This window comes from Myxococcus sp. MH1, assembly GCF_059738865.1.
The window spans coordinates 1,049,077-1,074,820 of record NZ_AP026947.1; the positions used below are offsets into that span (position 1 = coordinate 1,049,077).

At 71.6% G+C, this 25,744-nt stretch carries 24 protein-coding genes; 16 read left to right on the plus strand and 8 right to left on the minus strand.

What is annotated here, in order from left to right; all coding sequences use genetic code 11:
* The first annotated feature begins 78 nt into the window (after window positions 1–78).
* The 3 genes from AC6JA9_RS04405 to AC6JA9_RS04415 all read left to right on the plus strand — a co-directional run bounded on the left by AC6JA9_RS04405 (window position 79) and on the right by AC6JA9_RS04415 (window position 3,901).
* A complete protein-coding gene (locus AC6JA9_RS04405) occupies window positions 79–1,359 on the plus strand; it encodes an NAD(P)/FAD-dependent oxidoreductase (RefSeq protein WP_223782435.1) in 1,281 nt (426 codons plus the stop codon).
* Window positions 1,356–2,246, plus strand: a complete 891-nt coding sequence (locus AC6JA9_RS04410; protein ID WP_408888186.1) for a dihydrodipicolinate synthase family protein — start codon at window positions 1,356–1,358, stop codon at window positions 2,244–2,246. Before AC6JA9_RS04405 ends, AC6JA9_RS04410 begins: the two co-directional genes overlap by 4 nt.
* Window positions 2,247–2,326: 80 nt before the next feature.
* Window positions 2,327–3,901 (plus strand): aldehyde dehydrogenase (NADP(+)), encoded by a 1,575-nt coding sequence (locus AC6JA9_RS04415; RefSeq protein ID WP_497959133.1) that lies wholly within the window; start codon window positions 2,327–2,329, stop codon window positions 3,899–3,901.
* A gap of 47 nt (window positions 3,902–3,948) precedes the next feature.
* Here the strand turns inward: AC6JA9_RS04415 and AC6JA9_RS04420 are convergent, their stop codons facing one another.
* A complete protein-coding gene (locus tag AC6JA9_RS04420; RefSeq protein ID WP_497959134.1) occupies window positions 3,949–6,186 on the minus strand; it encodes a M9 family metallopeptidase in 2,238 nt (745 codons plus the stop codon).
* Between the two features lie 135 nt (window positions 6,187–6,321).
* Between AC6JA9_RS04420 and AC6JA9_RS04425 the strand changes: the two genes are divergently transcribed.
* Together AC6JA9_RS04425 and AC6JA9_RS04430 are read left to right on the plus strand one after the other, a co-directional pair.
* Entirely contained in the window at window positions 6,322–7,122 is an 801-nt protein-coding gene (locus AC6JA9_RS04425; RefSeq protein WP_223782439.1) for an AraC family transcriptional regulator, read from the plus strand.
* 55 nt (window positions 7,123–7,177) lie between these two features.
* Window positions 7,178–7,411 (plus strand): hypothetical protein, encoded by a 234-nt coding sequence (locus AC6JA9_RS04430; RefSeq protein ID WP_497959135.1) that lies wholly within the window; start codon window positions 7,178–7,180, stop codon window positions 7,409–7,411.
* 49 nt (window positions 7,412–7,460) lie between these two features.
* On the opposite strand, the gene AC6JA9_RS04435 is transcribed toward AC6JA9_RS04430, so the two are convergent.
* Window positions 7,461–7,718: a hypothetical protein gene (locus AC6JA9_RS04435; RefSeq protein WP_497959136.1), complete on the minus strand. Its 258-nt coding sequence runs from the start codon at window positions 7,716–7,718 to the stop codon at window positions 7,461–7,463.
* Between the two features lie 312 nt (window positions 7,719–8,030).
* Here AC6JA9_RS04435 and AC6JA9_RS04440 point away from each other — a divergent pair, with 312 nt between their 5' ends.
* From AC6JA9_RS04440 to AC6JA9_RS04450, 3 genes are all read left to right on the plus strand, one after another.
* Complete coding sequence (locus tag AC6JA9_RS04440) at window positions 8,031–11,162, plus strand: GAF domain-containing protein (RefSeq protein ID WP_497959137.1); 3,132 nt, start codon at window positions 8,031–8,033, stop codon at window positions 11,160–11,162.
* On the plus strand, window positions 11,159–12,295 hold the full coding sequence (locus AC6JA9_RS04445; protein ID WP_223749335.1) for an ATP-binding response regulator: 1,137 nt from the start codon (window positions 11,159–11,161) through the stop codon (window positions 12,293–12,295). Before AC6JA9_RS04440 ends, AC6JA9_RS04445 begins: the two co-directional genes overlap by 4 nt.
* A gap of 167 nt (window positions 12,296–12,462) precedes the next feature.
* Window positions 12,463–12,678 carry a hypothetical protein gene (locus AC6JA9_RS04450; RefSeq protein WP_223749336.1) on the plus strand — a complete coding sequence of 72 codons (216 nt, stop codon included), beginning with the start codon at window positions 12,463–12,465 and terminating at the stop codon, window positions 12,676–12,678.
* A 9-nt stretch (window positions 12,679–12,687) separates the two neighbouring features.
* Here AC6JA9_RS04450 and AC6JA9_RS04455 read toward each other — a convergent pair whose 3' ends face one another.
* From AC6JA9_RS04455 to AC6JA9_RS04465, 3 genes are all read right to left on the minus strand, one after another.
* Window positions 12,688–13,476, minus strand: a complete 789-nt coding sequence (locus AC6JA9_RS04455; RefSeq protein ID WP_267698164.1) for an FRG domain-containing protein — start codon at window positions 13,474–13,476, stop codon at window positions 12,688–12,690.
* 78 nt (window positions 13,477–13,554) lie between these two features.
* Window positions 13,555–13,974 (minus strand): response regulator, encoded by a 420-nt coding sequence (locus AC6JA9_RS04460; RefSeq protein ID WP_223749338.1) that lies wholly within the window; start codon window positions 13,972–13,974, stop codon window positions 13,555–13,557.
* Window positions 13,975–14,130: 156 nt separating this feature from the next.
* Window positions 14,131–14,367, minus strand: a complete 237-nt coding sequence (locus AC6JA9_RS04465) for a hypothetical protein (protein WP_046710939.1) — start codon at window positions 14,365–14,367, stop codon at window positions 14,131–14,133.
* A gap of 261 nt (window positions 14,368–14,628) precedes the next feature.
* On the opposite strand from AC6JA9_RS04465, the gene traC reads away from it, so the two are divergent.
* Together traC and AC6JA9_RS04475 are read left to right on the plus strand one after the other, a co-directional pair.
* Window positions 14,629–16,440 carry an outer membrane exchange accessory lipoprotein TraC gene (gene traC / locus AC6JA9_RS04470; protein ID WP_223782443.1) on the plus strand — a complete coding sequence of 604 codons (1,812 nt, stop codon included), beginning with the start codon at window positions 14,629–14,631 and terminating at the stop codon, window positions 16,438–16,440.
* Between the two features lie 312 nt (window positions 16,441–16,752).
* Window positions 16,753–18,219 (plus strand): M57 family metalloprotease, encoded by a 1,467-nt coding sequence (locus AC6JA9_RS04475; protein WP_223749340.1) that lies wholly within the window; start codon window positions 16,753–16,755, stop codon window positions 18,217–18,219.
* Between the two features lie 71 nt (window positions 18,220–18,290).
* On the opposite strand, the gene AC6JA9_RS04480 is transcribed toward AC6JA9_RS04475, so the two are convergent.
* Complete coding sequence (locus AC6JA9_RS04480; protein ID WP_223749341.1) at window positions 18,291–19,562, minus strand: MDR family MFS transporter; 1,272 nt, start codon at window positions 19,560–19,562, stop codon at window positions 18,291–18,293.
* Between the two features lie 632 nt (window positions 19,563–20,194).
* Here AC6JA9_RS04480 and AC6JA9_RS04485 point away from each other — a divergent pair.
* The 4 genes from AC6JA9_RS04485 to AC6JA9_RS04500 all read left to right on the plus strand — a co-directional run bounded on the left by AC6JA9_RS04485 (window position 20,195) and on the right by AC6JA9_RS04500 (window position 23,444).
* Complete coding sequence (locus AC6JA9_RS04485; RefSeq protein WP_223745875.1) at window positions 20,195–21,100, plus strand: AEC family transporter; 906 nt, start codon at window positions 20,195–20,197, stop codon at window positions 21,098–21,100.
* A 161-nt stretch (window positions 21,101–21,261) separates the two neighbouring features.
* The gene (locus tag AC6JA9_RS04490; protein WP_223745876.1) at window positions 21,262–22,062 is read left to right on the plus strand and encodes a nucleotidyltransferase family protein; all 801 of its coding nucleotides are present in this window, start codon (window positions 21,262–21,264) and stop codon (window positions 22,060–22,062) included.
* 124 nt (window positions 22,063–22,186) lie between these two features.
* A complete protein-coding gene (locus tag AC6JA9_RS04495) occupies window positions 22,187–22,861 on the plus strand; it encodes a hypothetical protein (protein WP_223745877.1) in 675 nt (224 codons plus the stop codon).
* A 193-nt stretch (window positions 22,862–23,054) separates the two neighbouring features.
* Entirely contained in the window at window positions 23,055–23,444 is a 390-nt protein-coding gene (locus tag AC6JA9_RS04500) for a hypothetical protein (protein WP_223782446.1), read from the plus strand.
* 57 nt (window positions 23,445–23,501) lie between these two features.
* On the opposite strand, the gene AC6JA9_RS04505 is transcribed toward AC6JA9_RS04500, so the two are convergent.
* Window positions 23,502–23,711 (minus strand): hypothetical protein, encoded by a 210-nt coding sequence (locus AC6JA9_RS04505; RefSeq protein ID WP_141332979.1) that lies wholly within the window; start codon window positions 23,709–23,711, stop codon window positions 23,502–23,504.
* Window positions 23,712–23,941: 230 nt separating this feature from the next.
* On the opposite strand from AC6JA9_RS04505, the gene AC6JA9_RS04510 reads away from it, so the two are divergent.
* Together AC6JA9_RS04510 and AC6JA9_RS04515 are read left to right on the plus strand one after the other, a co-directional pair.
* Window positions 23,942–24,136: a hypothetical protein gene (locus AC6JA9_RS04510; RefSeq protein WP_046710946.1), complete on the plus strand. Its 195-nt coding sequence runs from the start codon at window positions 23,942–23,944 to the stop codon at window positions 24,134–24,136.
* 83 nt (window positions 24,137–24,219) lie between these two features.
* On the plus strand, window positions 24,220–24,501 hold the full coding sequence (locus tag AC6JA9_RS04515) for a hypothetical protein (protein WP_141332980.1): 282 nt from the start codon (window positions 24,220–24,222) through the stop codon (window positions 24,499–24,501).
* Here the strand turns inward: AC6JA9_RS04515 and AC6JA9_RS04520 are convergent, their stop codons facing one another.
* Window positions 24,502–25,695 carry a hypothetical protein gene (locus tag AC6JA9_RS04520; protein WP_370640321.1) on the minus strand — a complete coding sequence of 398 codons (1,194 nt, stop codon included), beginning with the start codon at window positions 25,693–25,695 and terminating at the stop codon, window positions 24,502–24,504.
* Window positions 25,696–25,744: the final 49 nt, after the last annotated feature.

The window sequence follows — 25,744 nt, forward strand, 5'->3', positions numbered from 1 at the left end:
CCTCGTTGCCGAGTGGGTGCGAGGCTCGCCGTCTCCTGTGCGTCACGGCCCGCTGTGTGTCCGAACAGGAGGGCCCCGATGCGTGAGACGTGTGACGTCGTCATCGTCGGCGCGGGACCCGGTGGGCTCGCCGCCGCCTGTCATGCGGCTGAGGCGGGATTGAAGGTCCTGGTCCTCGATGCGCAGCCCGAGCCCGGTGGGCAGATCTGGCGCGGTGAGGCACGGACGGGGAAGAACCCGCTCGCGCGCAAGTGGCTCACGCGCTTCGCCGCCTCTGGGGCCCGCTTCCGTCCTGGTGCGCGGGTCATCGCCTCGCCCGAGCCCGGTGTGCTCCTGGTGGAGGAGGGTGCCTCCTCGTTCACCGTGCACCATGGCCGCGCCATCCTGGCCACGGGTGCACGTGAGCGCTTCCTCCCGTTCCCCGGCTGGACGCTCCCCGGTGTGCTCGGTGTCAGCGGTCTCCAGGTGCTCGTGAAGGACGGCCTGCCGATTCGCGGCAAGCGCGTGGTGCTCGCGGGCACGGGGCCGCTGCTCCTCGCCGCCGCCGCGACGATTCAGTCCCACGGCGGAGAGGTCCTCTCCATCGCCGAGCAGGCTCCCGCCGCGGACCACTGGCGCTTCGCGCTCCAGCTCTGGCGCCATCCCTCGAAGCTGCTCCAGGGCGCGGTGATGACCGCGAAGCTCATCAGCGTCCCCACGTCCACGGACGCGTGGGTGCTCGCCGCCGAGGGCACGGACCGCCTGGAGTCCGTGCGCCTGTCCGTGCGAGGCCACGAGGAGCACCTGCGCTGCGACTACCTGGGCGCGTCCTATGGCCTTGTGCCCAACCTGGAGCTGCCCCGGCTGCTGGGCTGCGAGGTCTCCCACGGCGCGGTCCTCGTGGACGACCGACTGGAGACCCGCGTCCCTCGCGTGCACGCCGTGGGCGAGCTGCTCGGCATCGGCGGTGTGGACCAGGCGCTCGTCACCGGCGAGCTCGCGGGCCTCGTCGCCGCGGACCGTCCCGTCCCCGAGTCTCTCACCCGTGCCTGGCGAGGCGTGCGCGACTTCTCCGTCCACCTCGCGCGGCACGACGCACCCCGCGAGGAGCTGCGCCGACTGGCCCGGCCCGACACCCTGCTGTGCCGCTGTGAAGACGTGCCCCTGTCCGCGCTGGAGGGCTGCACGAATCTGCGCGAGGCGCGCCTGTACGCCCGGCTGGGCATGGGCGCGTGTCAGGGGCGCACCTGCGGCCCCGCGGCGCAGACGCTCTTTGGTTGGTCGGGCGAGGACGTGCGCCCGCCCTGTCTCCCCGCGCGCATCGGCAGCCTGCGCCTTCCTCCTCCCGACGTTTCCCCTTCCCACACGAGCAAGTCATGAGCCTCTGGTCCGGTGTCCTCCCCGCCATCACCACCCCCTTCAACGCGGACCTGTCCGTCGACCACGGCGCGGTGCGCTCGCACGTGCAGTGGCTCATCTCGCAGGGCTGCACGGGCATCATCCCCTGTGGCTCGCTGGGTGAGGGCGCGACGCTGACCTCCGAGGAGAAGGTCGCGCTGATGCGCACGTGCGTGTCCGCGGTGAAGGCGCCCGTCATCCCCGGCATCGCCGCGCTGTCCACCGCGGAGGCCGTGCGGCTGGCCCGCGCCGCCGAGGAGGCCGGGTGCGCCGGCCTCATGGTGCTGCCGCCGTATGTCTATTCGAGCGACTGGCGCGAGATGAAGGCGCACATGTCCACGGTCCTCCGCGCCACGAAGCTGCCGTGCCTGCTCTACAACAACCCCGTGGCCTACAAGACGGACTTCACGCCCGCGCAGCTGGCGGAGCTGGCCGCCGAGCACGACAATGCGGTCGCCGTGAAGGAGTCCTCCACCGATGCCCGCCGCGTCACCGGCATCCGCGCCCTGCTGGGCGACCGGCTGACCCTGGGCGTGGGCGTGGATGACTGCCTCGTCGAGGGCGTGGAGGCGGGCGCGCGCTTCTGGGTGGCCGGGCTGGTGAATGCCTTCCCCGCCGAGTCGGTGCGCCTGCTTGAGCTGTCCCTGGCCGGCAAGAAGGACGCTGCGTTCGCGCTGTACCGGTGGTTCCTGCCGCTGTTGCGCCTGGACACCGTCCCCAAGTTCGTCCAGCTCATCAAGCTGGTGCAGCAGGAGATGGGCTGGGGCCACGAGCGGGTGCGCGGGCCCCGGATGGAGCTGGTGGGCGCCGAGCGTGAGGAGTGCCTGCGCGTGCTGCGCGAGGCGTTGGCGAACCGCCCCGCGCTGTAGGGCCGATTCGTGGTGTGACGTAGCCGAGGTCGAAGCTTCGAGGGGCACGGCCGTGTCCCTCCCCGACGTGAGGTAGTGGCATGAGCTGGATGGGATTGTCGTTGATTGGCGCCGGGCGCGGCGAGCCCGGTGGCGCGACGTTCACCGGATGGAACCCGGCGGAGGGCGTGGCGCTGGAGGTGCGCTTCCACGCCGCGCGGCCGCATGAGGTGGAGCGGGCGTGCTCGCTCGCGGCGGAGGCGGCGCCGTCGCTCGCGGCCCTGTCCTCGCGGCAGCGCGCGGTGTTCCTGGAGCACATCGCCGAGGCGCTCCTCGCGGCGGAGGCGGACTTCCTCGCGGTGACGCCGAAGGAGACGGGCCTGCCTCCCGCGCGCATCCAGGGGGAGCTGGGCCGCGCGGCGGGACAGTTCCGCCAGTTCGCGCGACTGCTGGAGGAGGGCAGCTGGGTGGACGCGCGCATCGACCACGCGCTGCCCGACAGGAAGCCCCTGCCGCGCGCGGACCTGCGCTCGATGCTGCGCCCGGTGGGACCGGTGGCGGTGTTCGGCGCGAGCAACTTCCCGCTCGCGTTCTCCGTGGCCGGAGGTGACACCGCGTCCGCGCTGGCCGCGGGCTGTCCCGTCGTGGCCAAGGCCCACCCCGCGCACCCGGCGACCTCGGAGCGCGCGGCCCTGGCCATCCGCGCCGCCGTGTCCGCGTGTGGCCTGCACGAAGGTGTGTTCTCGCTCCTGTTCGACGCGGGCACGGAGGTGGGCGCGGCGCTCGTGCGTCACCCGGCCATCCGCTCGGTGGGCTTCACGGGCTCGCGGCAGGGAGGACAGGCGTTGATGGCGCTGGCTGCCTCCCGTCCCCTGCCCATTCCCGTCTTCGCGGAGATGGGCTCCATCAATCCCATCTTCGTGTTGACGGAGGCCCTGTCCGCGCGACCCGAGGCGATGGCGGACTCGCTGGCCGCGTCGATTCTCCAGGGGGCGGGACAGTTCTGCACCTCGCCCGGCCTGGTCGTGGCGGTGGAGGGTCCGGGGTACGAGGCCTTCCGCGCGCGGCTGGCGGAGAAGCTCGGGGCGGCGTCGCCCGCGCCCATGCTGACGCCGAACATCGCCGAGCGCTTCCGTGAGGGCGTCGGCCGGCTCGCGGCGCGCACGGACACCCGGACCTGTGTGCGGGGTGAGTCTCGGGCGGCGCTCGGGGCCGCGGCGCTGTTCGAGGCGCCGGCCACGGTGGTGCTCGCGGAGCACGCGCTGACCGAGGAGGTGTTCGGTAGCTGCGCGGTGCTGACGCCGGCGAAGGACGCGGCGGAGCTGGTGCGCGTGGCGTCCGGACTGGAGGGACAGCTCACGGCGACGGTGTTGATGGACGCGGGGGACACGGCGGTGGCGGCGGAGCTGTTCCCCGTGCTGACGGACCGCGTGGGGCGCGTGCTGGTGAACGGGGTGCCCACGGGCGTGGAGGTCTGTCCGGCGATGGTGCACGGCGGTCCCTTCCCGGCCAGCTCGGATGGGCGCTTCACCGCGGTGGGCACCGGGGCCATCCGCCGCTTCGTGCGGCCCGTGTGCTACCAGGACGTGCCGGATGCGCTGTTGCCGCTCGAACTGCGCGAGTCGAACCCGCTCGGCCTGTGGCGCACGGTGGATGGCGTGCTGAAGCGGGAGTGACTCGACTCCCAGGTGGCGCCACGTCCACCCGGGAGTCGCGCCGCGTCTTACGGCCCCGTGTCGAAGCGGGCCTCCAGCTTCACGCCCGAGTACGGCGTCCGGGCGTTGAGCATCAGGTAGATGTAGCTGCCGGTCGGCGGTGACGGGATGTCCACTGTCTCGTCATTGCCTGACAGGTAGGGCCGGTGGTCGTATGTCGTGAGGCTGGGCCACGTCGAGGCGCGCACGTACAGGTCCGCGTTGCCCGTGCCGCCGCTCATCTGGAAGCGCAGGTTGCGCGCGCCATTGGGCACCCACAGGTAGAAGTACTGCAACCCGCTCGTCGCGGACAGCGGCCCGCGGTAGCAGCCATTGCCCAGCATCCTGGAGTCGGAGCCCGTGCACGGTGTCCCCGTCCCTGGCCCCGGACCTGGATTCACACAGGTGCTCGGGTCGCTCGCGGTGGCCACGCACGTCAACCACTCGTGGAACTCCGGGTCGTTCGCCGTGCCCAGCGCGTCGAGTGACTGGCGATACGCGGCGTAGCTCCCCGCCCGGAACTGTCCCAGGAACGTGCCCACCTGGTCCGCGTGCCGCTCGAACATGAAGCGCACCGCGAGGTAGCCCCATGTGTACACGCGCTCCGTGCCGCTGTTGTAGTCGTTGCGCAGAATCTGGCTGAGCTGGAACGCCTTGCCGGCCCCCACCGCCACCGCGCTCGCGTTGTCGCTCTTCTTCGAGATGTACTCGGCCAGGCCTTCAATCCACCAGATGGTGGGCTGGCTCACGCTGGCGCCGAAGTCGCCCTTCATGTCGAAGCGGCCATCCAGGTAGTGCACGTACTCGTGCTCCAGGTTCCATATCTGGAACGTGGGCCGCACCCACTCCGCCTCGTAGGCGATGAACCGCGCCTGGTTGCCCGACGCGGAAGGGTCTCCCTCCAGGTACATTCCACCGTTGTTCGTGTCGATGCCGAAAAGCGCCCCCGCGTACGTCTGGTAGTCCAGGCTGCTGTCGAAGATGACCATCTCCAGCGCGGTGTTGTTGTCCCCCGCCACCGGCACGCGCCCCGTCTTCAGCGTGTCGTGGAAGTACGTCTCCTGCGCCGCGAGCCGGGAGCAGCTCTGGCTGAACTGCGCGGACGTCATGTCCTGCGCGCGCATGCGCAACGTCGCGCCGCAGTTGTACGTCACGCGCAACACCGCCTGCTCCAGCGTGCGACGGAAGTCACAGATGCCGTAGTACGCGCAGTTCGCGCCGTCGTAGTAGTCCGCCATCTCCGCGGCGCCCACCCAGACGCCCGCCGTGGGCCCCGTCATCTGGTGGTTCGCGATGAGCGCCCGCACCTTGGGACGCGACTTGTCCTGGAGCGCGCCCGGGTACTGGAGGAAGCGCGCCAGCTCGCGCGCGGCGTTGACCGTGAGGTACTGGTTGTCCGTGCCCAGCAGGTGCTCGGTGCGCAGGCCGAAGGACTCCAGCGCGTCGATGATGGCGCTGTCCTGCTGCACGGCCGCGATGAAGGCCGCGTCGTAGTGTCCCCGGAACAGGCCGACGAAGACGTTGTTGGTGGCGGCGCGCATGTACCAGAACGTCTCGGCGGTGGTGTTGAAGCGGTCCAGGAGCCCCTTGAACGTCGCCAGGTGCCGCGCGCTCTCCCCCGCGCTGTCGATGAGCGTGACGAACTCCCGCAGCACCGCGCCGTGCGCGTCGTTGACGTCCCGGAAGTGGCTGTTGGCGACGAAGGCCGCCAGCGCCGGACGGATGGCGTTGCCGAGCGCCGTGCCGTACGCCCCCACCACGTCCGGGCTGTAGAACTGCACGTAGTACCCGGCCCGGAGGAACAGGATGAGCTGGAGCGTCTGCCCGCTGTTGTCCCCCACGTAGCCCTGTGCGCTGGTGGTGAGCGCGTTGGCGATGGTGACCATCTTGCTCTCGATGAACACCTGCCGCGCCAGCGTGCCGGTGACACCGAACAGCGTGTTGACGCACGCCTCCGTGGAGCCCTTCACCAGGGTGACGAGCGCCGCGCCGCTGGCCGAGCCGAAGGCCGCCGTGTCACAGGCGGCCAGCAACGCCCGGGCGGGAGGCGGTGGGGCGAGCTCCTGACGGAGTTGCTCCGGCGCGACGTCGGGCGAGCGCTCTTCGGGCAGGATGCGCTGATGGGCATGCTCCAGCCCGTGAAGGCGCTGGGCGGACCCGGTCGGCGGGGGAGCCCCGGGGCGGGCGTCCGCTCCAGGGGCGAAGACTCCGATACAGAGGGCGAGGACGATGTGACAGCGACACCAATCCGTGATTGGACTGCGCATGCTCGTGCTCCTCGGGGTGGGGGCTTTGCCGCACGGTGTCGACAGGACTGGACGACGCCGACGTGGGTTTCACGCTGTGTTCAAGGTATTCCTGGGCCGGTGCGCTGTTCTTGTGTCTTTCCCACGCGGGGATGAATGGAAACGACCAAAGGGCGAGAGGCGTTGGAGCACTGGCGGGTGGAGTTCATGGGGCGGGTGACGAACCCGCTGTTCGCGGAGGCGCTGTTCGACCGGGTGCCGGACATCGTCTTCTCGGTGAAGGACATCCAGGGCCGGTACGTGTGCATCAGCGAGGCGTGCGCGGAGCGCTGCGGGCTGAAGAGCAAGGCGGCGGCGGTGGGGCGCACGGCGCACGAGCTGTTCCCCCAGCACATGGCGGACCGGTACGTGCGTCAGGACGAGAAGGTGTTCCGCACGGGGCGCCCGCTGGTGGACAACCTGGACCTGACGCTGTTCAACAACCGCGAGCCGGGCTGGTGTCTGACGAGCAAGGTGCCGCTGTTCGACGCCACGGGCGACGTGATGGGGCTGGCGTGTCTGTCCAAGGACATCCACGAGCCGGGGCGCGCGGGGCTGGTGGACGAGCGCTTCGCGGCGACCATCGACTTCATCCAGGCGAACTACGGGGAGCGGCTGCGCATCGACTCGCTGGCGCGGCGCGCGGGCATGTCCGCGGCGCAGTTCGAGCGGCGGATGCGGCGCATCTTCCAGCTCTCCGCGGGGCAGTTCATCATGAAGACGCGCATCGACGCCGCGGCGGAGCGACTGGTGGAGGACGTGCGCGAGCCCATCGCCGCCATCGCGCTGTCCGTGGGCTTCTGCGACCAGAGCGCCCTGTCACGCCAGTTCAAGCAGGTGACGGGCCTGAGTCCCCGCGAGTACCGGCAGCTCGTCGAGTCCGTCCCTGGCACTGCCGTGTCCCGGCGCAAGCGCTGAGGGGCCTGGGGGGCTTCCCCAAAGCCTGTCAGGTGTGATGCGCTCCGGGCTGGTCATGAAAGCCTTCACGCTGCCCGTGTCCACCGTCCTGTTCCATGTCGTGGCCCTGGGGTTCTTCGGGGCCTGCGCGGCGTGGCTCGTCCAGGAGTCCCTGCTGCTCGGCGGACGTCGGGCGATGATGGGGTTCGCGGTGGCCGTGGCCTCGGGCGCGCAGGTGCTGTTGTCATTGGGCACCGTGAGGGGGCTCTGGGTCGCGCGACGCTGCTGTCCGCCCGCGCGCGGGTGGTGACGTATCTTCAGTTCAGGGGTTGGTGCTGGGGCCGTCCTCTCGCTGACGCTCACTTCCGGGCGGCGGGCGCGGGGACCGCACGCTTCTTCCACGGGTCTCCGCCCACGCCGGAGTCCACGAGCTGGAAGGGACTCTCTCCGCTCATCCGCACCAGCCCGAGGCTGGGCACGGAGGCGGACCACCCGGCGGTGATGCCGCCGCAGTAGGAGTACTCGCTCACCTCCAGCGTCCTGCCGGCGAGCGTCTCCAGTTGGATGATGCCCAGCACCCTGAAGACCCTCATCGGCACGACAATGGCGGTCTCCACGGCGACCTGTCCGGACTGCCTCCCGGCAATCCCGCGTCTGTCACTCGAGTTCATGGCCCTCCGGCCGGTTGAACCCAGACTCGCTGGAGGCGCGTGCCGTGCTGGAGATGTCAGGCATTGGGGCGCAATGAAATGACAGGTCGCGTGTCTGGTATCAGGTATGGAGCGAGGGATTCCCAGCGGGTCGCGGCCGTCCCTCCCGGGGAGGGAGCCGCCGGGGCCTTGTCCCTGGGGACGATTGTCGGATGGTGGAAAACCCAGGGGTGCCGAAAGGGCGGTCCCTGTGCGGACTGTTAAGGTCACGTGCGCTCCATGTCCCCTCCCCACTCCCCCCCGGAGGCGCCGGTCCCCACCGTGGACCTGTCCCCGGGCGCGCTGTCCCTCCAGGTCCTGGAGAGCCTCCCCCAGCTCGTCTGGATGACCCGCCCCGACGGGCACCACGTCTACTTCAACCGCCGCTGGTACGAGTACACCGGCCTGACGCCCGAGCAGGCGCTGGGCGACGGCTGGTGGCGCATCTTCCACCCGGAGGACGCGCAGGAGGCCGGCAGGCGCTGGGCCCACTCGCTCGCGACGGGGGAGCCCTACGAGGTGGAGTTCCGCTGCCGGCGCCATGATGGCGCCTGGCGGTGGATGCTCGGCCGCGCCAGCCCCCTGCGCGGCGCCAAGGGCGACATCCTCCAGTGGTTCGGCACCACCACGGACATCGAGGAGCCCAAGCGCGCCTCGGAGTCCATGCGCTTCCTGGCGGAGGCGGGGGCGCTCCTGTCCTCGTCCGCGCTCGACCTGGACGACACGCTGGCGCTGCTGGCGAAGCTGGCGGTGCCTCAGCTGGCGGACTGGTGCGCGGTGGAGCTGATGGAGGAGGACGGCGGCACGCGCCAGGTGGCGGTGGCGCACGTGGACCCCAGCCGGGTGCGGCTGGCCGAGGAGGTGCGGGTGCGCTACCCGCCCCGCGAGGACGACCCGAACGGCGTGCTGGCCGTCATCCGCACGGGCAGGCCCGTGTTGCTGGAGTCCGTGTCCGACGACGTGCTGGCCCTGGCGGCGCGGGACCGGGAGCACCTGCGCTTCCTCACGGCGCTGGGCCTGCGCTCGGCCATGCTCATCCCCCTGAAGGCGCGCGGCCGCACCCTGGGCGCGCTCACGCTGGTGACGGCCGAGTCCAGCCGGCGCTTCGGACGGGCGGACCTGGCCTTGGGCGAGCAGCTCGCCTCGCGCGCCGCGCTGTCGGTGGACACCGCGCGCCTGTACCGCGAGGCCCAGGCCTCGCTGCGCCGCAGCCAGGAGGAGCGGCGCACCGCCCAGACGCTGCTGCGCATCGGCGAGACGCTGTCGTCGGAGCTGGACCCGGGCGTGCTCGTCCAGCGCATCACCGACGAGACGGTGGCCCTCACCGGCGCGGGCTTCGGCGCCTTCTTCGAGAACCGCGTGGACGAGCGCGGCGAGTCCTACCTGCTCTACACGCTGTCGGGCGCGCCCCGGGAGTCCTTCGCCCACCTGCCCATGCCGCGCAACACCGCCATCTTCGGCCCCACCTTCCGGGGCGAGGGCTCGCGGCTGTACGACGACGTGACGCGCCAGCCCGACTACGGCAGGAGCGCCCCGTACCACGGCATGCCCCAGGGGCACCTGCCGGTGAGGAGCTACCTGGCGGTGTCCGTGAAGAGCCGCTCCGGGGAGATTCTCGGCGGGCTGTTCTTCGGGCACGCGGAGCCGGGGCGCTTTGGCGAGGAGCACGCGCGGCTGGTGGAGGGCGTGGCGTCCCAGGCCGCGGTGGCGCTGGACAACGCGCGCCTGTTCCGCGACGCGCGCCGGGCCGAGGAGCGCTTCCGCTCGCTCGTCACCGCCACCGCGCAGGCCGTGTGGGTGACGCGGCCGGATGGCTTCATCGAGGAGGACAGCCCCTCCTGGCGCGAGTACACCGGCCAGTCGTATGACGAATGGAAGGGCACGGGCTGGCTGGACGCCGTCCACCCCGAGGACCGGGACGCGGCCAGCCGCGCCTGGACGGCGGCGGTGACGGACGTGAAGCCGTACGAGGTGGAATACCGGCTGCGCCGTCCGGACGGGACGTACTCGCCCACGCTGGCGCGCGCGGTGCCGGTGCTGCACTCGGACGGCAAGCTGCGCGAGTGGATTGGCACCAACACGGACATGACGGCCCAGCGCCGCGTGGAGGAGGGCCTGCGCCGGTTGGACCGCGAGCAGGTGGCCCGCAGGCTGGAGGCGCTGCGCGCGGAGATGAGCGGCGCCCTGGCGAAGGAGGGCTCCGTCGCCGACATCCTCCAGGGCTGCGCGGAGGCGCTGGTGCGCCACCTGGACGCGCAGGTGGCCCGGCTGTGGCTGTACTCGCGCAGCTCCGCCATGTTGGAGCTGGTGGGCAACGCGGGCGTGTCCGCGCCGCCGCGCGAGAAGTGGGCGCGCGTGGCGGTGCACGGCGGCAGCCTGGTGGCGGAGGTGGCCCGCACGCGCGAGCAGGTCTGGGTGGACAAGATGGAGCACGACGCCCGGGTTCTGGACCCGACGTGGATTCGCGAGACGGGGCTGCGCTCGTTCGCGGGCATCCCCTTGCTGGTGCGCGGGCAGCTGGTGGGCGTGATGGGGCTCTACAGCAGGACGGTGCTGGGCGAGGACAAGGTGGCGGCGCTGGCGGCGGTGGCGGACGCGCTCGCGCAGGGGCTGGAGCGCAGGCGCGCGGAGGACTCGCTGCGGCTGCGCGCCAAGGAGCTGGCCCGCTCCAACGAGGAGCTCCAGCAGTTCGCCTACGTGGCCTCGCACGACCTGCAGGAGCCGCTGCGCATGGTGGCCGGCTACACGCAGCTGCTCGCGCGGCGCTACCAGGGCAAGCTGGACGCGGAGGCGGACACCTTCATCCACTACGCGGTGGACGGCGTCACGCGCATGCAGCGGCTCATCCAGGACCTGCTGACGTACTCGCGCGTGGGCACGCAGGGCCGCGAGCCGCGCGCGGTGGACGCGGGGCGCGCGGTGGAGCGGGCGCGGGCCAACCTCCAGGTGGCGCTGCAGGAGTCGGGCGCCCAGCTCGAGACAGGCCCGCTGCCGATGGTGCTCGCGGACGAGACGCAGCTGGTGCAGCTGTTCCAGAACCTCATCGGCAACGCGCTCAAGTTCCACGGGGCCGCGCCGCCCAGGGTGGAGGTGGCCGCCGAGGTGAAGGGCGCGGAGGCGCGCTTCACGGTGAGGGACTGGGGCATCGGCATCGACGCGCAGGACTTCGAGCGCATCTTCGTCATCTTCCAGCGCCTGCACGGCAAGGAGTCGTTCGCCGGGACGGGCATCGGGCTGGCCATCTGCAAGAAAATCGTGGAGCGTCTGGGAGGTCGCATCGGCGTGGAGTCCAAGGTGGGCGAGGGCAGCACGTTCTGGTTCACCCTGCCGCTGGCGCCGTCGGTGCCCGCGTCTTCCGAGGTGTCGTCATGAGTGACATCGGCACCGAGGAGCGCCCGCTGCGGCTGTTGCTGGTGGAGGACAACCCGGGCGACGCGCTCCTGCTCCAGGAGGAACTGCGCGAGGTCACCGCCACGCGCTTCGAGGTGCTCCACGTCGAGCGCCTGGCGGACGCGGTGCGCGTGGTGAGCGAGGGGCCGCCGGTGGACGCGGTGCTCCTGGACCTGTCGCTGCCGGACGGGCACGGGCTGGGCAACATCCCACCGCTGCTCCAGGCCGCGCCGTCGGTGCCGCTGGTGGTGCTCACCGGCACGGACGACGAGCGCCTGGCGGTGCGCGCGGTGCACGAGGGCGCGCAGGACTACCTGGTGAAGGGCCAGGTGTCGGGGCCGCTGCTGGTGCGCGCGCTCAGGTACGCCATCGAGCGCAAGCGGGTGGAGGAGGGGCTCAAGCGCGAGGAGGCCGCGCGGCGCACGGCCACGTTCCGCGAGCAGTTCCTGGGCATCCTCGGCCATGACTTGCGAAACCCCCTGCAGGCCATCGCCGGCAACGCGTCACTGCTGCTGCGTCACGGGGGCTTGAGCGAGCCGCAGCGCAAGGCCATCAACCGCATCTCCATCTCCGCGGACCGCATGGCGCGGATGATCAATGACTTGCTCGACTTCACGCGCACGCGGCTGGGCGCGGGGTACGTGCTGGAGCGGGCGCGGATGAACCTGCACGAGGTGCTGCGCCAGGTGGTGGAGGAGCTGGAGGTGGCGCACCCGCGCCGCCAGTTCGAGCTGTCGCTCACGGGCAACGGCTGGGGGGACTGGGACGGGGACCGCATCGCGCAGGCGGCGTCGAACCTGGTGGGCAACGCCGTGCAGTACTCCCCGGAGGACACCGTGGTGCGCGTGACGGTGGCGGACGCGGAGGGCGGCGTGCGGGTGGAGGTCCACAACTGGGGCCTGCCCATCCCCGCCGAGCGCCTGGGCTCCATCTTCGACCCCTTCGGCCGCGCGCAGGACAAGCGCAGCGCGCAGCGCAACGGCCTGGGCCTGGGGCTCTACATCACCCACGAAATCGTCCGGGCCCACGGGGGCCTCTTGGGCGTGTCGTCCTCCGCCCAGGAGGGGACGGCCTTCTGGCTGAGCCTGCCGCGGCAGTTCGTCACCGAGGAGTGAAGGGACACCCCGGCAACCCCCTGGCCGCCCGCCCGCTGACTCGAGGGGCGGGCCGGGCGGGCGCGCGGCACGGGTCGCGGCGGGAAGAAGGAGGACACACCCTTCAGGGGTGCGTTCAACCTGGCCGGCGCTCTTCGGGTGGCGGCCCCCAACCTCGAGGTCCAGCGATGACCATTCTCGGCGCGGCGCTCATTGGAACGCTCCTCTTCGGCCTCATCATCTTCGCCGTCATCCTCTTCGGCGCGGCCGGCAACAAGTGGGAGAAGGACATCCGCGAGGTGACTGAAAACCAGCGGGCGCGCGGCATCGTCGGTGACGTGACGATGAACGACCAGGACGATGAGCACCACCACCCCGGCCCCCACGTGCACGCGCACGCCTGAGGCGGCGGCCTACCTGGGCCGCGGGCTGTAGTAGCGACGCAGCCAGCGGCTCAGCCCGTCCAGGCCGGGGAAGAGCACCCGCTCGGTGAGGTTCGCCTGGTCCAGCTTGTCGCGCACCTCCCACTTGAGGTCCGCGGGGATGATGAGCCGGCGCACGCCCTGCTTGCGCCGCTCCAGGAAGCTGTCCAGGCGCGCGTCCGGCCCGTTCATCACCGAGAAGAGCGCGAACTGGTTGACGATGCGCGCGTCCAACGACGGCGGCTCGAAGAAGAGCACGAACGGGTGGCGCGCCAGCCGGTCCAAATCAGAGATGGACGGCGCCACCTCCGCCAGCATCTCCCCGGAGAACACGTCCGCGCCCTCGCGCTTGAGCAGCGTCTTGAGCGGGCGGGGCAGCAGCCGGTTCGTCTCCCGGTAGTCCACGCACCACACCACGCCGTCCTCGTGCGCCAGGTCCGTGTCCTCGGTGAGGAAGTGCAGCGCGACGTAGGGGCTGAACGTCCAGTCCAGCATGCGCGTGGGCAGGCCGTGGTGCTGCGCCAGGGCGAGCCAATCCCAGACGGAGTCCAGGGGCTCACGGGGCGTGCCGCGCGCGTACTTGCGGAAGGCGCGCAGCAGGTCCTTCTCCTTGCGGACGAACAGGCCCCGGCGGTTGAGCGCGGTGGACAGGTCGTGCTCGGCGTGGGGCATGCCGCGGAACACGTAGCTGGCGCGGTGGCGGCCCAGCGCCTCGTTCCAGGAGTCCGCGAACAGCGCCTCCTGGAGCTCCAGCCATGAGCTGACCCGGTGCTCTTGCATGCGAAGGCCCGTGTCCCCACGACAGGGGACACACGGCCTTCAAGATGCGGCGCGAGGGGCTGCTTGGGAAGCCGCGCGTCAGACGACGCGCGAGTCGGTGGGCGCGAAGGACCGGGCCGGCGTCGTGGAACGCGTCGGGTGGGTGAGCCGGTGGAGGATGCGCGACAGCTCGGTCGAATCGAAGGGCTTGCGCAACAGGCACACCGCGCCCTCGAAGCTGGGCAGCTCCAGCTCCAGCCCCGTGGTGAGCACCACCGGCAGGTCCGACAGCTCACGCTGCGCGTGCAGGAGCCGGATGAGGTCCCGGCCCTCGATGTCGGGCAGGAGCCAGTCGAGCACCAGCACGTCCACGCGGGGCTCGGCGAAGAAGGCCTTGAGGGCGGAGAAGCCGCTGTCGCACGGCACGACGCGGTAGCCCTCCAGCTCCATGGCCTCGGCCACCGCCTCTCGAAGGAGGCCATCATCCTCGGCCAGGACGACGACGGGACGGTAGGTCATGCGCTCGGGCTCACAGCGGCCGGAAGGAGACATCCAACGAGCGGCGCGTGGGTCCGGCGCTCCCACCGCCTTGCGAAGGACAAGAACCCCGGAGGCCCCCGGCCCTCCTCCCGCACCTGGAGGAGGGACCGGTCCGTCGGAGTCCGGACGGGCGGCCTAGGGCCTGCCGTTCTCCGCGGGCTGGTTGAAGGCGTACTGGTCCGCGCCGGGCGCGGTGTCCTGCTGGAACAGGGGGCACCTGGAGCAGGTGAAGCTGTCCCAATCCTGGCGCACCGCCACGTCGATGCAGCCGCCATAGAAGCGGCAGTGCACGTTGCGGTGCTCCTCGATGGAGAAGGACTCCGCGCGCATGGGCAGGCGGAACTCGGTGGGACGTGGCTGTGGACAGGACATGATGACTCTCTTGCCCCCCTCGTGGGTGCGATGAACCGTTTACCGGCTGGTGCGACGCGTCATTCCCATCTGCGAGTCCGGAGCGCGGGCACCACGAGGTGCACCTGATAAGGGCCAGCAGCAAGGGTTGCCAACCCGCGGGGTCGTCCGTTCGAGGGGCGAGGTGCCAGGCGTGTGGGAGGGGCCTGGCGGGCACGGGCGGGGAGGGCTGGCTTCATCCGAACACTTCACCCGGTGGCGCCTTTCCCGGAAGATGCGGGCGTGTCCGCCCCCCTCCGTCCCCCTCGTCCGGCTCCCTCGTCGTCCCGCGGCGCGCTCGGCGCCTTCGCCCTGGCCGCGCTGCTGGCCCTGACGGCCTGCTCGGCCTTCTCCCGCGCCGTGAAGGAGGGCGACACCGCCAGCCAGCAGCAGAAGTGGGCGGAGGCGGAGGCGGCCTACCTGCGCGCGCTCGCCGCGGACCCGGAGGCCTCCGAGGTGACGGTGAAGCTGCGCGAGGTGCGCCGCGCCTGGAGCCAGGTGGTGCTGGAGGAGGCCCGGAGCGTCCATGACGCGGGGGACCTGGACGGCGCCATGAAGCGGCTGGTGCGCGCCCTGGAGCTGGACGCGGAGAACGTGGCGGCCAGGGAGCTGCTCAACGTGACGCTGGACGAGCGGGTGGCCGTGGCGCTCACCGCGCTCAAGGCGGACAAGCTCCAGGAGGCGCGCGCGGAGCTGGACGCGGTGCTGGCGGTGGCCCCGGACCACGCGGGCGCCAAGAAGGCCCTGGACGCGGTGCAGGTGGCGTGGGCCAAGCGCTGGTTCAACACGGGGGACGGGCTGGAGAAGGCGGGCAAGCTGGGCAACGCGCTCGTCGCCTATGTGCGCGCGGACCAGGAGCGCGTGGGCGCCACCGCGGCGCGCGAGCGGGCGGAGGCGGTGCGCCAGAAGCTGCGCGACGAGGTGGCCTTCCTGGTCGTGGCGACGCCGGTGGAGGACCGCGCGGGCGCGCCCGACGTGGCGCAGCGGCTGGCGGCGGGGCGGCTGGCGGCCATGCTGCCCACGCACCTGCCCCTGCGCGTGGTGACCGAGGCCCCCGAGGGGCGCGAGGGCGTGAAGCTGGACCTGTCCCTGGAGCGCGTGCTGCCGCTCAAGGCGGTGGAGGACTCGCAGCGCTCGCACCGCTACCTCGCGGGCAAGACGTCCGTGCCCAACCCCCGCCGCGCCGGCTTCGAGACGAAGCTGCTGCAGGCCGAGCGCACCCAGGAGGAGGTGGACCGCAAGCAGGCCCAGGCCCTGCGCGAGTACCTGCGCCTGCAGACGGAGCTCAACCTGCTGCGCGCGGGGACGGAGCGCTGCCGCGAGCGCGAGCGCCGCGAGTGCCTGGAGGCGCTGAAGGAGTGCGGCGAGGCCGCGCGCGAGGCGGAGAAGCCCGGCACGCTGCCCGGGGAGTGCAGCCCCGCCCGCTGCGCCTCCAGCTCCTGCGCGAAGGAGGAGCAGGCGCTGGCGCTGCTGCTGGCGGCGGTGAAGGTCAAGGAGGCCAGCCTGGAGGCCGCGCTGGAGAAGTCGGAGACGCAGCGCATCGAGGTGCAGCGCCACCGCGACACCACGTTCCGCGAGCCCGTCACGGTGGAGGAGCCGATGTACTCGGACTTCGTCTACGACGTGCAGCTCCACCGGCTCACCGTGACGGCCTCCGTCACCGCGGTGATGCGGGACCTGCTCAAGTCCCAGGTGCCCGCGCCGCACACGGATGACTTCTCCGTGATGCACGAGGACCTGGCGCACAAGGGCTACGACCGGTACGGCGTGCTGGCGGACCCGGTGCAACTGCGCAACGAGCTGGAGCTGCGCGTGGAGGTGGGCGACAAGGCCGTGTCGGACCTGGCCCGCCGGGTGAAGGAGCGCTTCGATGCGTACCGGGGCAAGCGCGTGGAGGACGCGCGCCGGGGCATGGTGCGCCCGGGCGCCGAGGACGTGGTGGAGACCGCCGTGCGCGCGCTGCTGCTCACCGCGGACGCGCCCCCCGCGGATGTCCTCCAGCCCCTGGCCCGCGCGCGCGGCCTCAACCGCCCCGAGACGCTGCTGGGCCTGTAAGTCGCCGCTGCCCCTGTAACCAGAGTCCGTACGGACCCGCGACACCTTTCGACTCAGGTGTCCTGTCCCAGGACACTTTGGTTACGGGGTTGTAACCATTTGGAATCAAAGGACACGGACTTCAAAGTGTCATGAGTCTTTACGCCGTGGTCCCCGAGGCGTGGAGTCCAGGCGCTCCGTGGATACCGGGTGTTTTAGTGGGAAGCTAAGGGAAATCCGCTAGTTACCTGGATGGCATGACACCTGCTCAGGGCAGGGGTCCCCGGGCTGTGGGAGTCCGGGAGCCTCATTCCTCTGCGAAGAAGGATGTTCATGTCCCAGTCCAAGATTGTCGGTGCCCTCGCGGGCCTGGCGCTGCTGGCCGGTTGCGGCGGCGAAAACACCACCCCTCCCCCCTCCGAGGAGGTCAGCCAGGGAATGTCGTGGGAGGAGTTCCTCGCGGGCGTGTACCAGGAGCCCGACACCGGCATCTTCATCGCGGATGGTGACACGCCGTTCGCCAGCGAGAAGCACCTGCGCGAGTTCTATGAGAACAACGTGCGCAACGGGCAGCTCATCGTCCACACCGCGGGCGGCGTGGACGCGGCCTGGAACGCGACGCAGAAGAAGAACATCACCTACTGCGTGAGCTCCTCGTCGTTCGGCACCCGGTACAACACCGCGGTGGCGGCCATGAAGAGCGCGGCCGAGGCCTGGGAGGCCGTGGCCAACGTGGACTTCGTGCACGTGGTGGCGCAGGACGGCAACTGCACCGCGAGCAACGGCAACGTCGTCTTCGACGTGCGCATCGTGAACTCGGGCAACCAGTACCTGGCCCGCGCGTTCTTCCCGAACGACACGCGCGCCAACCGCAACGTGCTCATCGACACGTCGGCCTTCGGCAGCATCCCGCCGTGGACGCTCGAGGGCATCCTGCGCCACGAGCTGGGCCACACGCTGGGCTTCCGCCACGAGCACACCCGTCCCCAGGCCGGCACGTGCTTCGAGGACAACAACTGGCGTCAGCTGACGGCGTACGACTCCGCGTCCGTCATGCACTATCCGCAGTGCAACGGCACCCAGAACGGGGACCTGGTCATCACCGCGCTGGACGCGCAGGGCGCCGTGGCGCTCTACGGCGCGCCGGGCGGCACGGACCCGGAGCCGCCGGGTCCTGGCACGGGCACCCCGACGACGACGACGCTCACGGGCTCCGTGGCGGCGAGCACCAACAACGCCTTCCCGGCCATCAACGTGGTGCCCGGCACGGCCTTCAACGTGACGATGACGGGCACGGGTGACCCGGACCTGTACGTGCGCTTCGGCGCGGCCCCCACCACGACGACGTACAACTGCCGCCCGTACCTCAGCGGCGCGTCGGAGTCCTGCAACCTGACGGTGCCCGCGGGCGTGACGACGGCGTACGTCATGGTGCGTGGCTACACGGCCGCCACCTTCACGCTGACCATCAACTACACCCGTCCGGACGCGGGTGGCACGCCCGCGACGGACACGAAGTCGGGCTCGGTGGCCTCGGGCAGCGTCACCGACTTCCCCGCGTACACCGTGGTCGCGGGCAGCACGTTCAAGGTCGTGATGACGGGCTCGGGTGACCCGGACCTCTACGTCCGCTTCGGCTCCGCGCCCACCACCACGGCGTACAACTGCCGCCCGTACCAGACGGGCGCCGCCGAGACGTGCGAGCTGACGGTGCCCGCCGGCCAGACGAGCGCGTACGTCCAGGTCCGCGGCTACACGGCGGGCACGTACAACCTGGCCATCAGCTACACCAAGCCGTAGTCCACGCTCCCGACACCCGGGAGTGAAGCACGGGCGGTCTTCCCGAGTCGGGGAGGCCGCCCGTGGTCTTTTCAGTCGATGAGCGGGCTCAGCTGCGCGCCCACCGCGCGCTGGGCATCCAGGCGGCGCCGGCGGGCGGGGGCGATGACGAGCTGCCACACGGCGCAGACGAGCCCCAGCACCAGACACCCGAGCCACAGCGCGGACGTGCCCGCGCGCCCCAGCACCCGCCCTCCGAGCGCGGGCGCGGCGCTGGAGGCCAGGCCCCAGAGCATGTGGTACGCGCCCTGGTAGCTGCCGCGCAGCCGCGTGGGCGCCAGGTCCGCGACGACGGAGGGCGCGACGGGGGCCTGGGCCATCTCGCCGAGCGTCCAGATGGCCACCGCGAGCGCCGCGAGCGCGACGTTGCCCGTCAGCGCGTGCAGGCCGAAGCCCAGGCCGGTGAGGGCCGCCGCCAGCGCGAGCGAGTGCGCGCGGCGCAGGTGCTTGAGCGCCCGGTGGGACAGGGGCTGGAGCGCGACGATGAGCAGGCCGTTGACGGACAGCACCGCGCCGAACTGCGCCTCGCTCAGGCCGCGCGCGCTCAGGTCGAGCGGGAGCGACACCTGGCTCTGATGGAAGATGATGGCCACGCCGAGGATGGGCAGCGCGAAGGCGACGAAGGTCGGGTCCAGGAAGGGCGTCAGGAGCGAGCGCAGGGCGCCGGGGGCCTGGGCGTCCTCCGACGCGGTGCGGGCGGGGCGCGTCTCCGGCAGGAGCAACCAGATGCAGCACCCGTAGGTGAACGTGGTGATGGCGTCGGCCACGAACAGCGTCACGTAGCCGAAGCGGACCATCAGCCCCGCGAGCGGCAGCGCCACGGCGAAGCCCACGTTGATGACCCAGTAGAGCAGGCCGAAGGCGCGCTGCCGGTCCTCGGGGGTGACGACGTCCGCGACCGCGGCGGACACGGCGGGACGGTAGAGCTCTCCGAGGATGCCCAGGCAGAAGGCGGCGAGCGCGATGGAGGAGGGCTCGCGCGCGAAGCCGAGCAGGAGCATGCCCACCGAGCCGAGCCACAGGCCGCCCGCCAGCGTCAGGCGCCGGCCCACGCGGTCCGCGAGCATGCCGCCCAGGGGGCTCGCGATGACCGCGCCCACGCCGTAGAGCGACACGGTGAGGCCCGCCTGCTCCACGCTGAAGCCCCGCTCGCGCGTGAGGTACAGCGCGAGGAAGGGCACCACGAAGCTGCCCAGTCGATTGACCAGGGTGCCCACCCACAGCACCCAGTAGGTGCGCGGCAGGCCGCCGGCCATCTCATGCACGGCCCTGCCCAGCGCGCTCGTCGTCCATCGCGAACTCATGTGCGCACGCAGCATGTGTCAGCGCGAACGCCCTTGCACGAGCGGCCGCGGGAGCCCGTGGAACGTGGTGCTGCTTGGTGCTCCGAGGAGTTCAGGTGGGGCGGATGGGGGAGGTCGGGCATGGGCGGGAGGGCGGTGGGAGTAGGGGGCTTCGCGCTGGGCTAGAGGCTTCGGGGACGACCTCTCGATGAGGCCCTGACGGAGGCAGGGGCGAACCGAGTCCACGGGGTGTGCTGGGCTCCCGAGTGGGTGTGGTGCGCGGGCCTCGTTGGGGCGCTGGCGAGGGTTGCTCGCCTTGAGTGAGGTGGCGCGGGCCGCTTGCCGGGGCGCTGGCGCGGTTGACTTGCCGGGCCTATGAGTGAGCGCGGGGTGGCGTGGGCCTCGCGGACACTGACGGCTGAACTTGCCGGAGCCTGTGAGTGAGCGCTGGGTGGCGCGGGCCTCGCGGACACTGGCGCGGCTGAACTTGCCGGAGCCTGTGAGTGAGCGCGGTGGCGTGGGCCCATGGTGGCGCTGGCGCCGTTGGGTCGCGAGGGAGCTGGCGTGGGCCCGCCCTGCGCGCTATCAGCGCGGGACGTCATCGCCCGCGAGGCAGGGGTGGGACGGTGGCGAAGCCGGAGGGCGTGGGCGTCATGAGTCAGGTCATCGGGTTGCTGGGCACGTGTCTGGTGTTGGGCGTGCTGGCCCGCAGGAGCGGGAAGTTCCCGGAGGGCTCCGCGGGGCCGTTCAACACCTTCGTGCTGTACGTGGCGCTGCCCGCGCTGGTGCTGCGCGTGATGCACCGGCTGGAGTTCGTGCCGTCGCTGCTGGTGGCCGCGGTGGTGCCCTGGCTGTACTACCTCGCGGCGGGGCCGTTCTTCCGGTGGCTGGGGCCGAAGCTGGGGCTGTCCAAGGAGTCCGTGGCCGCGCTGGTGCTGACGGGCGGCCTGGGCAACACGGCCTTCGTGGGCCTGCCGATGGCGGAGGCCCTGCTGGGCGCGGAGGGGCTCGCCGTGGCGGTGGTGGTGGATCAGCTCGGCTCGTTCCTGGTGCTGTCCACGCTCGCGACGCTGGCGGCGGCGAGGGCGAGCGCGGAGGTGGCGCTGCCCCTGGGCGCGCTCGCGAAGAAGGTGGCGACCTTCCCGCCGTTCGTGGCGCTGGTGCTGGCGCTGCTCCTGCGCCCCGTGGGCTACCCCGTCTGGGTGGACTCCGTGCTGGAGCGGCTGGGCGCGCTCCTGACGCCGCTGGCGCTGTTCTCCGTGGGCCTGCAGCTTCGACTGTCCGGGGTGAAGGCGCGGCTGCCGGCGCTGTCCCTGGGCCTGCTCTACAAGCTGGTGCTGGTGCCGGGCGTGGTGATGCTGGGCCTGTGGGCCCTGCCCGGCCTGTCGCCCATGGTGGTGCAGGCCACGGTGCTCCAGGCGGCGATGGCGCCCATGGTGAGCGCGGCGATTCTGGCCGCCGAGCACCGCCTGGACCCGGAGCTGGCGGTGCTGATGGTGGGCGTGGGCATCCCCCTGTCCTTCGTCACCGCGCCGGTGATGCTGTGGTTGGTGCGCTGAGTCATCCTCGGGGGGAGGTGAGCGGGCGTCTGGTCTGCCCGCCTGCTCTGCGGGCGGGTGCGCGGACGGCTCACTGACGTGTAGCCGCAGCTCCCCTATCTTCCGTCATGGCCGAGCAACCACCGAAGGCTTCCGGGGCACCCGGAGGAGACCCGAGGCGGATGGAAGTGCGGCGCTCCGTGGCGGAGCTGGGCGCGCGCACCTACGCCATCCAACTTCTCACCGACGCAGGCATCCCGTTCCTCGTGGGTGGGGCCTACGCCTTCGCCCACTACACGGGCCTCTACCGCGACACGAAGGACCTGGACCTCTTCCTGCATCGCAAGGACGGGGACCGCGCCGTGGAGATGCTCGCGCGCCACGAGTGGCGCACCGAGAGCGAGGTCCACGGCTGGCTGCACAAGGCCTTCTGGGAGGACTTCCTCGTCGACCTCATCTACGGCTCCGGCAACGGCTTCACCGCCGTGGATGACGCGTGGTTCGAGCACGCGGTGCCGGCCCAGGTGCTGGGCTGTCCGTGCCGTGTCCCGCCCGCGGAGGAGATCTTCTGGAGCAAGGCCTTCGTCCTCGAGCGCGAGCGCTTCGACGGCCATGAGCTCACCCACCTGCTGCTCAAGGCGGGGCCCACGTTCGACTGGCAGCGCCTGCTGCGCCGCTTCGACCGGTACTGGGAGGTGCTGCTCTCGCACCTGCTCTTCTTCCGCTTCGCCTACCCGTCCGACCGCGCCACCGTGCCGGAGTGGTTGATGCGCGAGCTGCTCTCGCGCGCGAACGGCTCCGTGGACGCCGGCAACTGGCAGGAGCGCATCTGCCGGGGGCGCATCCTGTCCAAGGTCAGCTACCAGGTGGACGTGGACGAGTGGGGCTTCCAGGACGGGCACAGCTGGGACAGGGAGGAGCGCCAGCGCGAGGCGGACTCCGTCGCGAGCGGCGAGGCGCCGGGCCTGCACGGGCCCCACTGAGCGCCCTCACTCGGGGGGCTCCACGTCCCACCGTGCGAGCCCCCGAGTCGTGGGCCCATGTGCCTTCCGGGCTCACGGCCCTACCTTGCTTCCAGTGTCCCTTCGCGAACAAGGCAGGTGTCCCGTGGCCCGTTCCCCGTCAGGACCCCGACGCGCGCTCGGCCGCTTCGGCGCGGTGCTGCTGTCCCTCGGCGTCGTCGCGCCCGCGAGCGCGCAGCTCGCCACCTCCCAGCGCTCGGGGCCCATCCGCCTGCAGGTGGGCGACCAGTCCCTCGCCATCTCCCTGGGCAAGGAGCGCCTGAGCGGTGGCGGCTTCGACCTGCGCCGCACGGGTGCGTCCTTCCGTGGCCAGCTTCGCGGCGGCGACGTGGAGCTGGGCTGGCGACGGGGCCCCATCGTGGGGCGCGTGGGCGTGGAGGACACGCGCCTGGAGCTGTCGCGCTTCTCCTCCGAGCAGGGCATGCGCGTGGACGGTGAGCTGTCGAACTGGCCCACCTCGCTCGTCTTCTCGCCCGTGGGCATCTCCGGGGACGTGGGCGGGTGCAGCTACTCGCTGACGGTGGCGGGGGGCCGCTACACCGGGTGGCGCACCTGTCAGCCGGACCTGGAGGGCGAGCCGACCGCCGTCACGCTGAGCCTGCCGGAGACGGTGCTCGCGCTCGACACCGCGGAGCAGGCCGCGCTCCTGTCGCTGCTGCTCTCCGCGAAGGGCCTGCCACCCGCCCCGCCGCGCGAGGCGCCCGCGAACACCGGGCGCACGCTGGAGGGGCCTGGCCTGAACGAGACACCTCGGCGTTGAGGTGGGCCCGGTGCGGGCCGGTCGAGCCGCTCCGCGCGGAATCGTGCAATCCAGATGCATCCGTCATGGTGAGTCACGTGGCACTCGCGGGAGTCTCCGCGCGGCCCGTGCTTCAATCCCTGACTTCCGCTCGCGCACGTCGGCGCGTGGATGGGCATGCGGGCCCATCCCTGGCGGAAGAAGGAGTCCCACCATGAAGCTGTGCCTGGGTGTGTTGTCGGCCCTCGTCGTGTCCGGCCTCTTGGCCTGCGGTGGCACCGGAGCCGTGGAGCCGGAGGAGGAGACGCTGGGGCAGGTTTCGAGCGCGGTCGTCTGTTCGACGACGTGTCCGAACGGCTCGACGGTGACGTGCGAGGGCACGACGTGCAACACCTACCCGGGGGAGTCGGTGGAGTGCGACGGGCTGCACAACATCTGCCTCCCCACGATTCCCAGCGTCTGCCTGTCGCCCAACAGTGCCTGCTCGTACCTGGCGGGACGCACCTGCTCACCGGTGGGCGGCACGCGCTCGTGCTGCATCAACCGCCGCGCGGGCAACTGCTACTGCATGCCGACGGGCCAGTGGGCGTGTAGCGCGTCCTGAGTCGTCGGCAGGTGGATGCGTCGAGCCCGCTCTCGGGCTCGACGCGAAAGAAAGACTTCAGGCGGTGGCGGTCGCGCCGAAGGACAGCTCCACGCCGTTGTCCTTCACGCGCATGCGCGGCTTGGACAACCAGTGGCAGTGCGCGCAGTAGCTGTTCGCGCCGGAGGGAGTGGCGCGCACGCTCACCGCTCCGCCGCAGAGCACGCAGCCGTCGGGAAGGACGAATTCGGCGAATCGCTCGCCGAGGTTGCTCTCGATTTCGGTCATGTCCCACAAGTAACGCAGGAATCGCGCGGCACAAGCAGACCGCACCAGGCCACCCGCATCCTCCTGGCCCTCCCCCCGCAAGAGGCAGGCGGACAGGCGAGCGCACCTGCATTCCTTACGGGCTCGGACGCGAGTGACGTCCTGACGACATCGCAACCCCCGGCTCCGACGTGGCGCGACTGGCACGTGGATTGATCTGCCCCGCGCCGGGAACACGAGAGGGGGAGGGCATGGGTGGTGTGGAGCGTGTGGATGTGCGCGAGGAGAAGAAGGGGTGGGGCGTCGAGGTCGTCACCTCGGACGGCGAGGTGAGGCGCTACCGGTACGCGAGCGAGGCGCAGGCGCGCTACTTCGCGGCCATCTTCGAGCTCGGCCCCCGGGTGTGGCCGCCCGTGCGACGGGGGAAGGCCCGGAAGGCCGCCTGAGGAACCCTCGTGCCCGGGCGTGGGGAGCCGGGCACCGTGGCTTCCCACTACCCTTGGGGCCGGGTTTCGGAGAGGCTTGTGCCATGAGCGACGCGAGCAAGAACTTCCTCCACCGCCCGAACCGGGAGCACATCACCCAGGAGCCGGACCCCGCGGGCCGCTGGAGCACGCAGTTTCCGGACATGATTGGCTACCGCAGCCAGGGGGGCGGCAAGGTGCCGGCGGACTTCGGCTGGAACACCAGCCCCAAGCAGTGGCAGGAGGAGCTGACGCCGCAGACGCTGGCGGAGCGCTTCAACGAGCTGCGCGTGCTGCCGCCGAAGCCCGAGGCGCCCGCGCTGCCCGCCGACACGCAGCCGAAGTAGTCAGCTGAAGGGCAGGGCCGCCAGGCGCTCGCGGAAGCGCTCGAGCAGGCCCCATGAGCCCGCCTCGTCCAGCCCCTCGGCGGCCTCCTGACGCGCCTTGCGCAGGAAGCCGTCGAAGGGCGTCGAGCGGCCGTAGAGCGCCGCCGCCGTGTCCACCGCGTCCGCCAGCACGCGCGCCGCGCCCTGCGAGCCGAGCGTCAGGTGCATCTCCGCCTGCTCCAGCTTCGCCCCGCACGACGCCCACAGCTCGCGGTCATGCACGGTGAGCCACGTGCGCGTCACCTCGTCCATCGCCTCGTCGAGGAAGCCGAGGAACGGTTCGACCAGCTCCGGCAGCGCCTCCGCGGGAAGCTCGCTCCTGCCCGCGGCCTCCTGGATGCGCGCGCGCAGCGTCAGCACGTGCTGCTTCTGCGGCGTGCGCAGCGCCACCGAGGCGGGCAGGGTGATGAACGCCGACAGGCTCTCGGCCGCCTGCCTCGCCAGCGTGGGCCGTGACGGCGCCTCCGCCTTGGCCGCGCGCTCCAGTCGCCCCTGCAGCGAGCGGCGCAGGTCCGCCGCCGCCGCGCGCAGGGCCGCGCGGGCGCCCACCTGGTGCACGTAGCCGGGCACCACGTCCTCGCGCCGCACGTCCTCGAAGGCCGCGGCCGTCAGGTAGACGAGGTCGCCGATGCGCACGCGGAAGTCCGCGCGGAAGGCCTGCAGCTTCGCCATCAGCGTCCACTGGTCGCTGACCACCTCGGGTCGCCGCATCTGCTGGCCCAGCTCCGACACGCGCTTGGACAGCCGCTCCGCGATGGCGTGCAGCACCGTCTCCACCTCCTGCGCCAGCCGCTCGTCGGAGCTGGCCGGGGGAGGTGCCCAGCCGCCGTCCGAGGCGCCTCGCGTGGGCGGCGGGGGGAACTCGTGGTGGATGGCGGTGACGAGCTGGTTGACGCCCACCAGCGTGTCGCCGATGGCGGGCGCCATCGTCTCCCACAGGGCCAGGTCCGCGCCGCCCTCGGGCTCCACCGTGGTGGGCTCGTACTTCGCGATGCTCAGGTGCCCCAGCCGGTCGATGGCCACCGCCGCCGCGCGGTGCACGCGCTCCAGCCGGTCCGCCAGGTGTCGGTCCGTGAGCGAATGCAGCAGCGCCTCCAGGCGGGAGGGCAGGGCATCCTGGGGAACACGGGGCGCGCGGGGCTTGGGTGGCGACACGGGCATGGAGCGCTCGACGCTACCGCATGGGTGCCGTGTACGCGAAAAC

Bases quoted from the DNA above. Each gene is read 5' to 3' on its own strand.
- AC6JA9_RS04405 (WP_223782435.1), top strand. From the start codon at position 79: ATGCGTGAGACGTGTGACGTCGTCATCGTCGGCGCGGGACCCGGTGGG.
- AC6JA9_RS04410 (WP_408888186.1), top strand. From the start codon at position 1,356: ATGAGCCTCTGGTCCGGTGTCCTCCCCGCCATCACCACCCCCTTCAAC.
- AC6JA9_RS04415 (WP_497959133.1), top strand. From the start codon at position 2,327: ATGAGCTGGATGGGATTGTCGTTGATTGGCGCCGGGCGCGGCGAGCCC.
- AC6JA9_RS04420 (WP_497959134.1), bottom strand. From the start codon at position 6,186: ATGCGCAGTCCAATCACGGATTGGTGTCGCTGTCACATCGTCCTCGCC.
- AC6JA9_RS04425 (WP_223782439.1), top strand. From the start codon at position 6,322: ATGGAAACGACCAAAGGGCGAGAGGCGTTGGAGCACTGGCGGGTGGAG.
- AC6JA9_RS04430 (WP_497959135.1), top strand. From the start codon at position 7,178: ATGAAAGCCTTCACGCTGCCCGTGTCCACCGTCCTGTTCCATGTCGTG.
- AC6JA9_RS04440 (WP_497959137.1), top strand. From the start codon at position 8,031: ATGTCCCCTCCCCACTCCCCCCCGGAGGCGCCGGTCCCCACCGTGGAC.
- AC6JA9_RS04445 (WP_223749335.1), top strand. From the start codon at position 11,159: ATGAGTGACATCGGCACCGAGGAGCGCCCGCTGCGGCTGTTGCTGGTG.
- AC6JA9_RS04450 (WP_223749336.1), top strand. From the start codon at position 12,463: ATGACCATTCTCGGCGCGGCGCTCATTGGAACGCTCCTCTTCGGCCTC.
- AC6JA9_RS04455 (WP_267698164.1), bottom strand. From the start codon at position 13,476: ATGCAAGAGCACCGGGTCAGCTCATGGCTGGAGCTCCAGGAGGCGCTG.
- AC6JA9_RS04460 (WP_223749338.1), bottom strand. From the start codon at position 13,974: ATGACCTACCGTCCCGTCGTCGTCCTGGCCGAGGATGATGGCCTCCTT.
- AC6JA9_RS04465 (WP_046710939.1), bottom strand. From the start codon at position 14,367: ATGTCCTGTCCACAGCCACGTCCCACCGAGTTCCGCCTGCCCATGCGC.
- AC6JA9_RS04475 (WP_223749340.1), top strand. From the start codon at position 16,753: ATGTCCCAGTCCAAGATTGTCGGTGCCCTCGCGGGCCTGGCGCTGCTG.
- AC6JA9_RS04480 (WP_223749341.1), bottom strand. From the start codon at position 19,562: ATGAGTTCGCGATGGACGACGAGCGCGCTGGGCAGGGCCGTGCATGAG.
- AC6JA9_RS04485 (WP_223745875.1), top strand. From the start codon at position 20,195: ATGAGTCAGGTCATCGGGTTGCTGGGCACGTGTCTGGTGTTGGGCGTG.
- AC6JA9_RS04490 (WP_223745876.1), top strand. From the start codon at position 21,262: ATGGAAGTGCGGCGCTCCGTGGCGGAGCTGGGCGCGCGCACCTACGCC.
- AC6JA9_RS04500 (WP_223782446.1), top strand. From the start codon at position 23,055: ATGAAGCTGTGCCTGGGTGTGTTGTCGGCCCTCGTCGTGTCCGGCCTC.
- AC6JA9_RS04505 (WP_141332979.1), bottom strand. From the start codon at position 23,711: ATGACCGAAATCGAGAGCAACCTCGGCGAGCGATTCGCCGAATTCGTC.
- AC6JA9_RS04510 (WP_046710946.1), top strand. From the start codon at position 23,942: ATGGGTGGTGTGGAGCGTGTGGATGTGCGCGAGGAGAAGAAGGGGTGG.
- AC6JA9_RS04515 (WP_141332980.1), top strand. From the start codon at position 24,220: ATGAGCGACGCGAGCAAGAACTTCCTCCACCGCCCGAACCGGGAGCAC.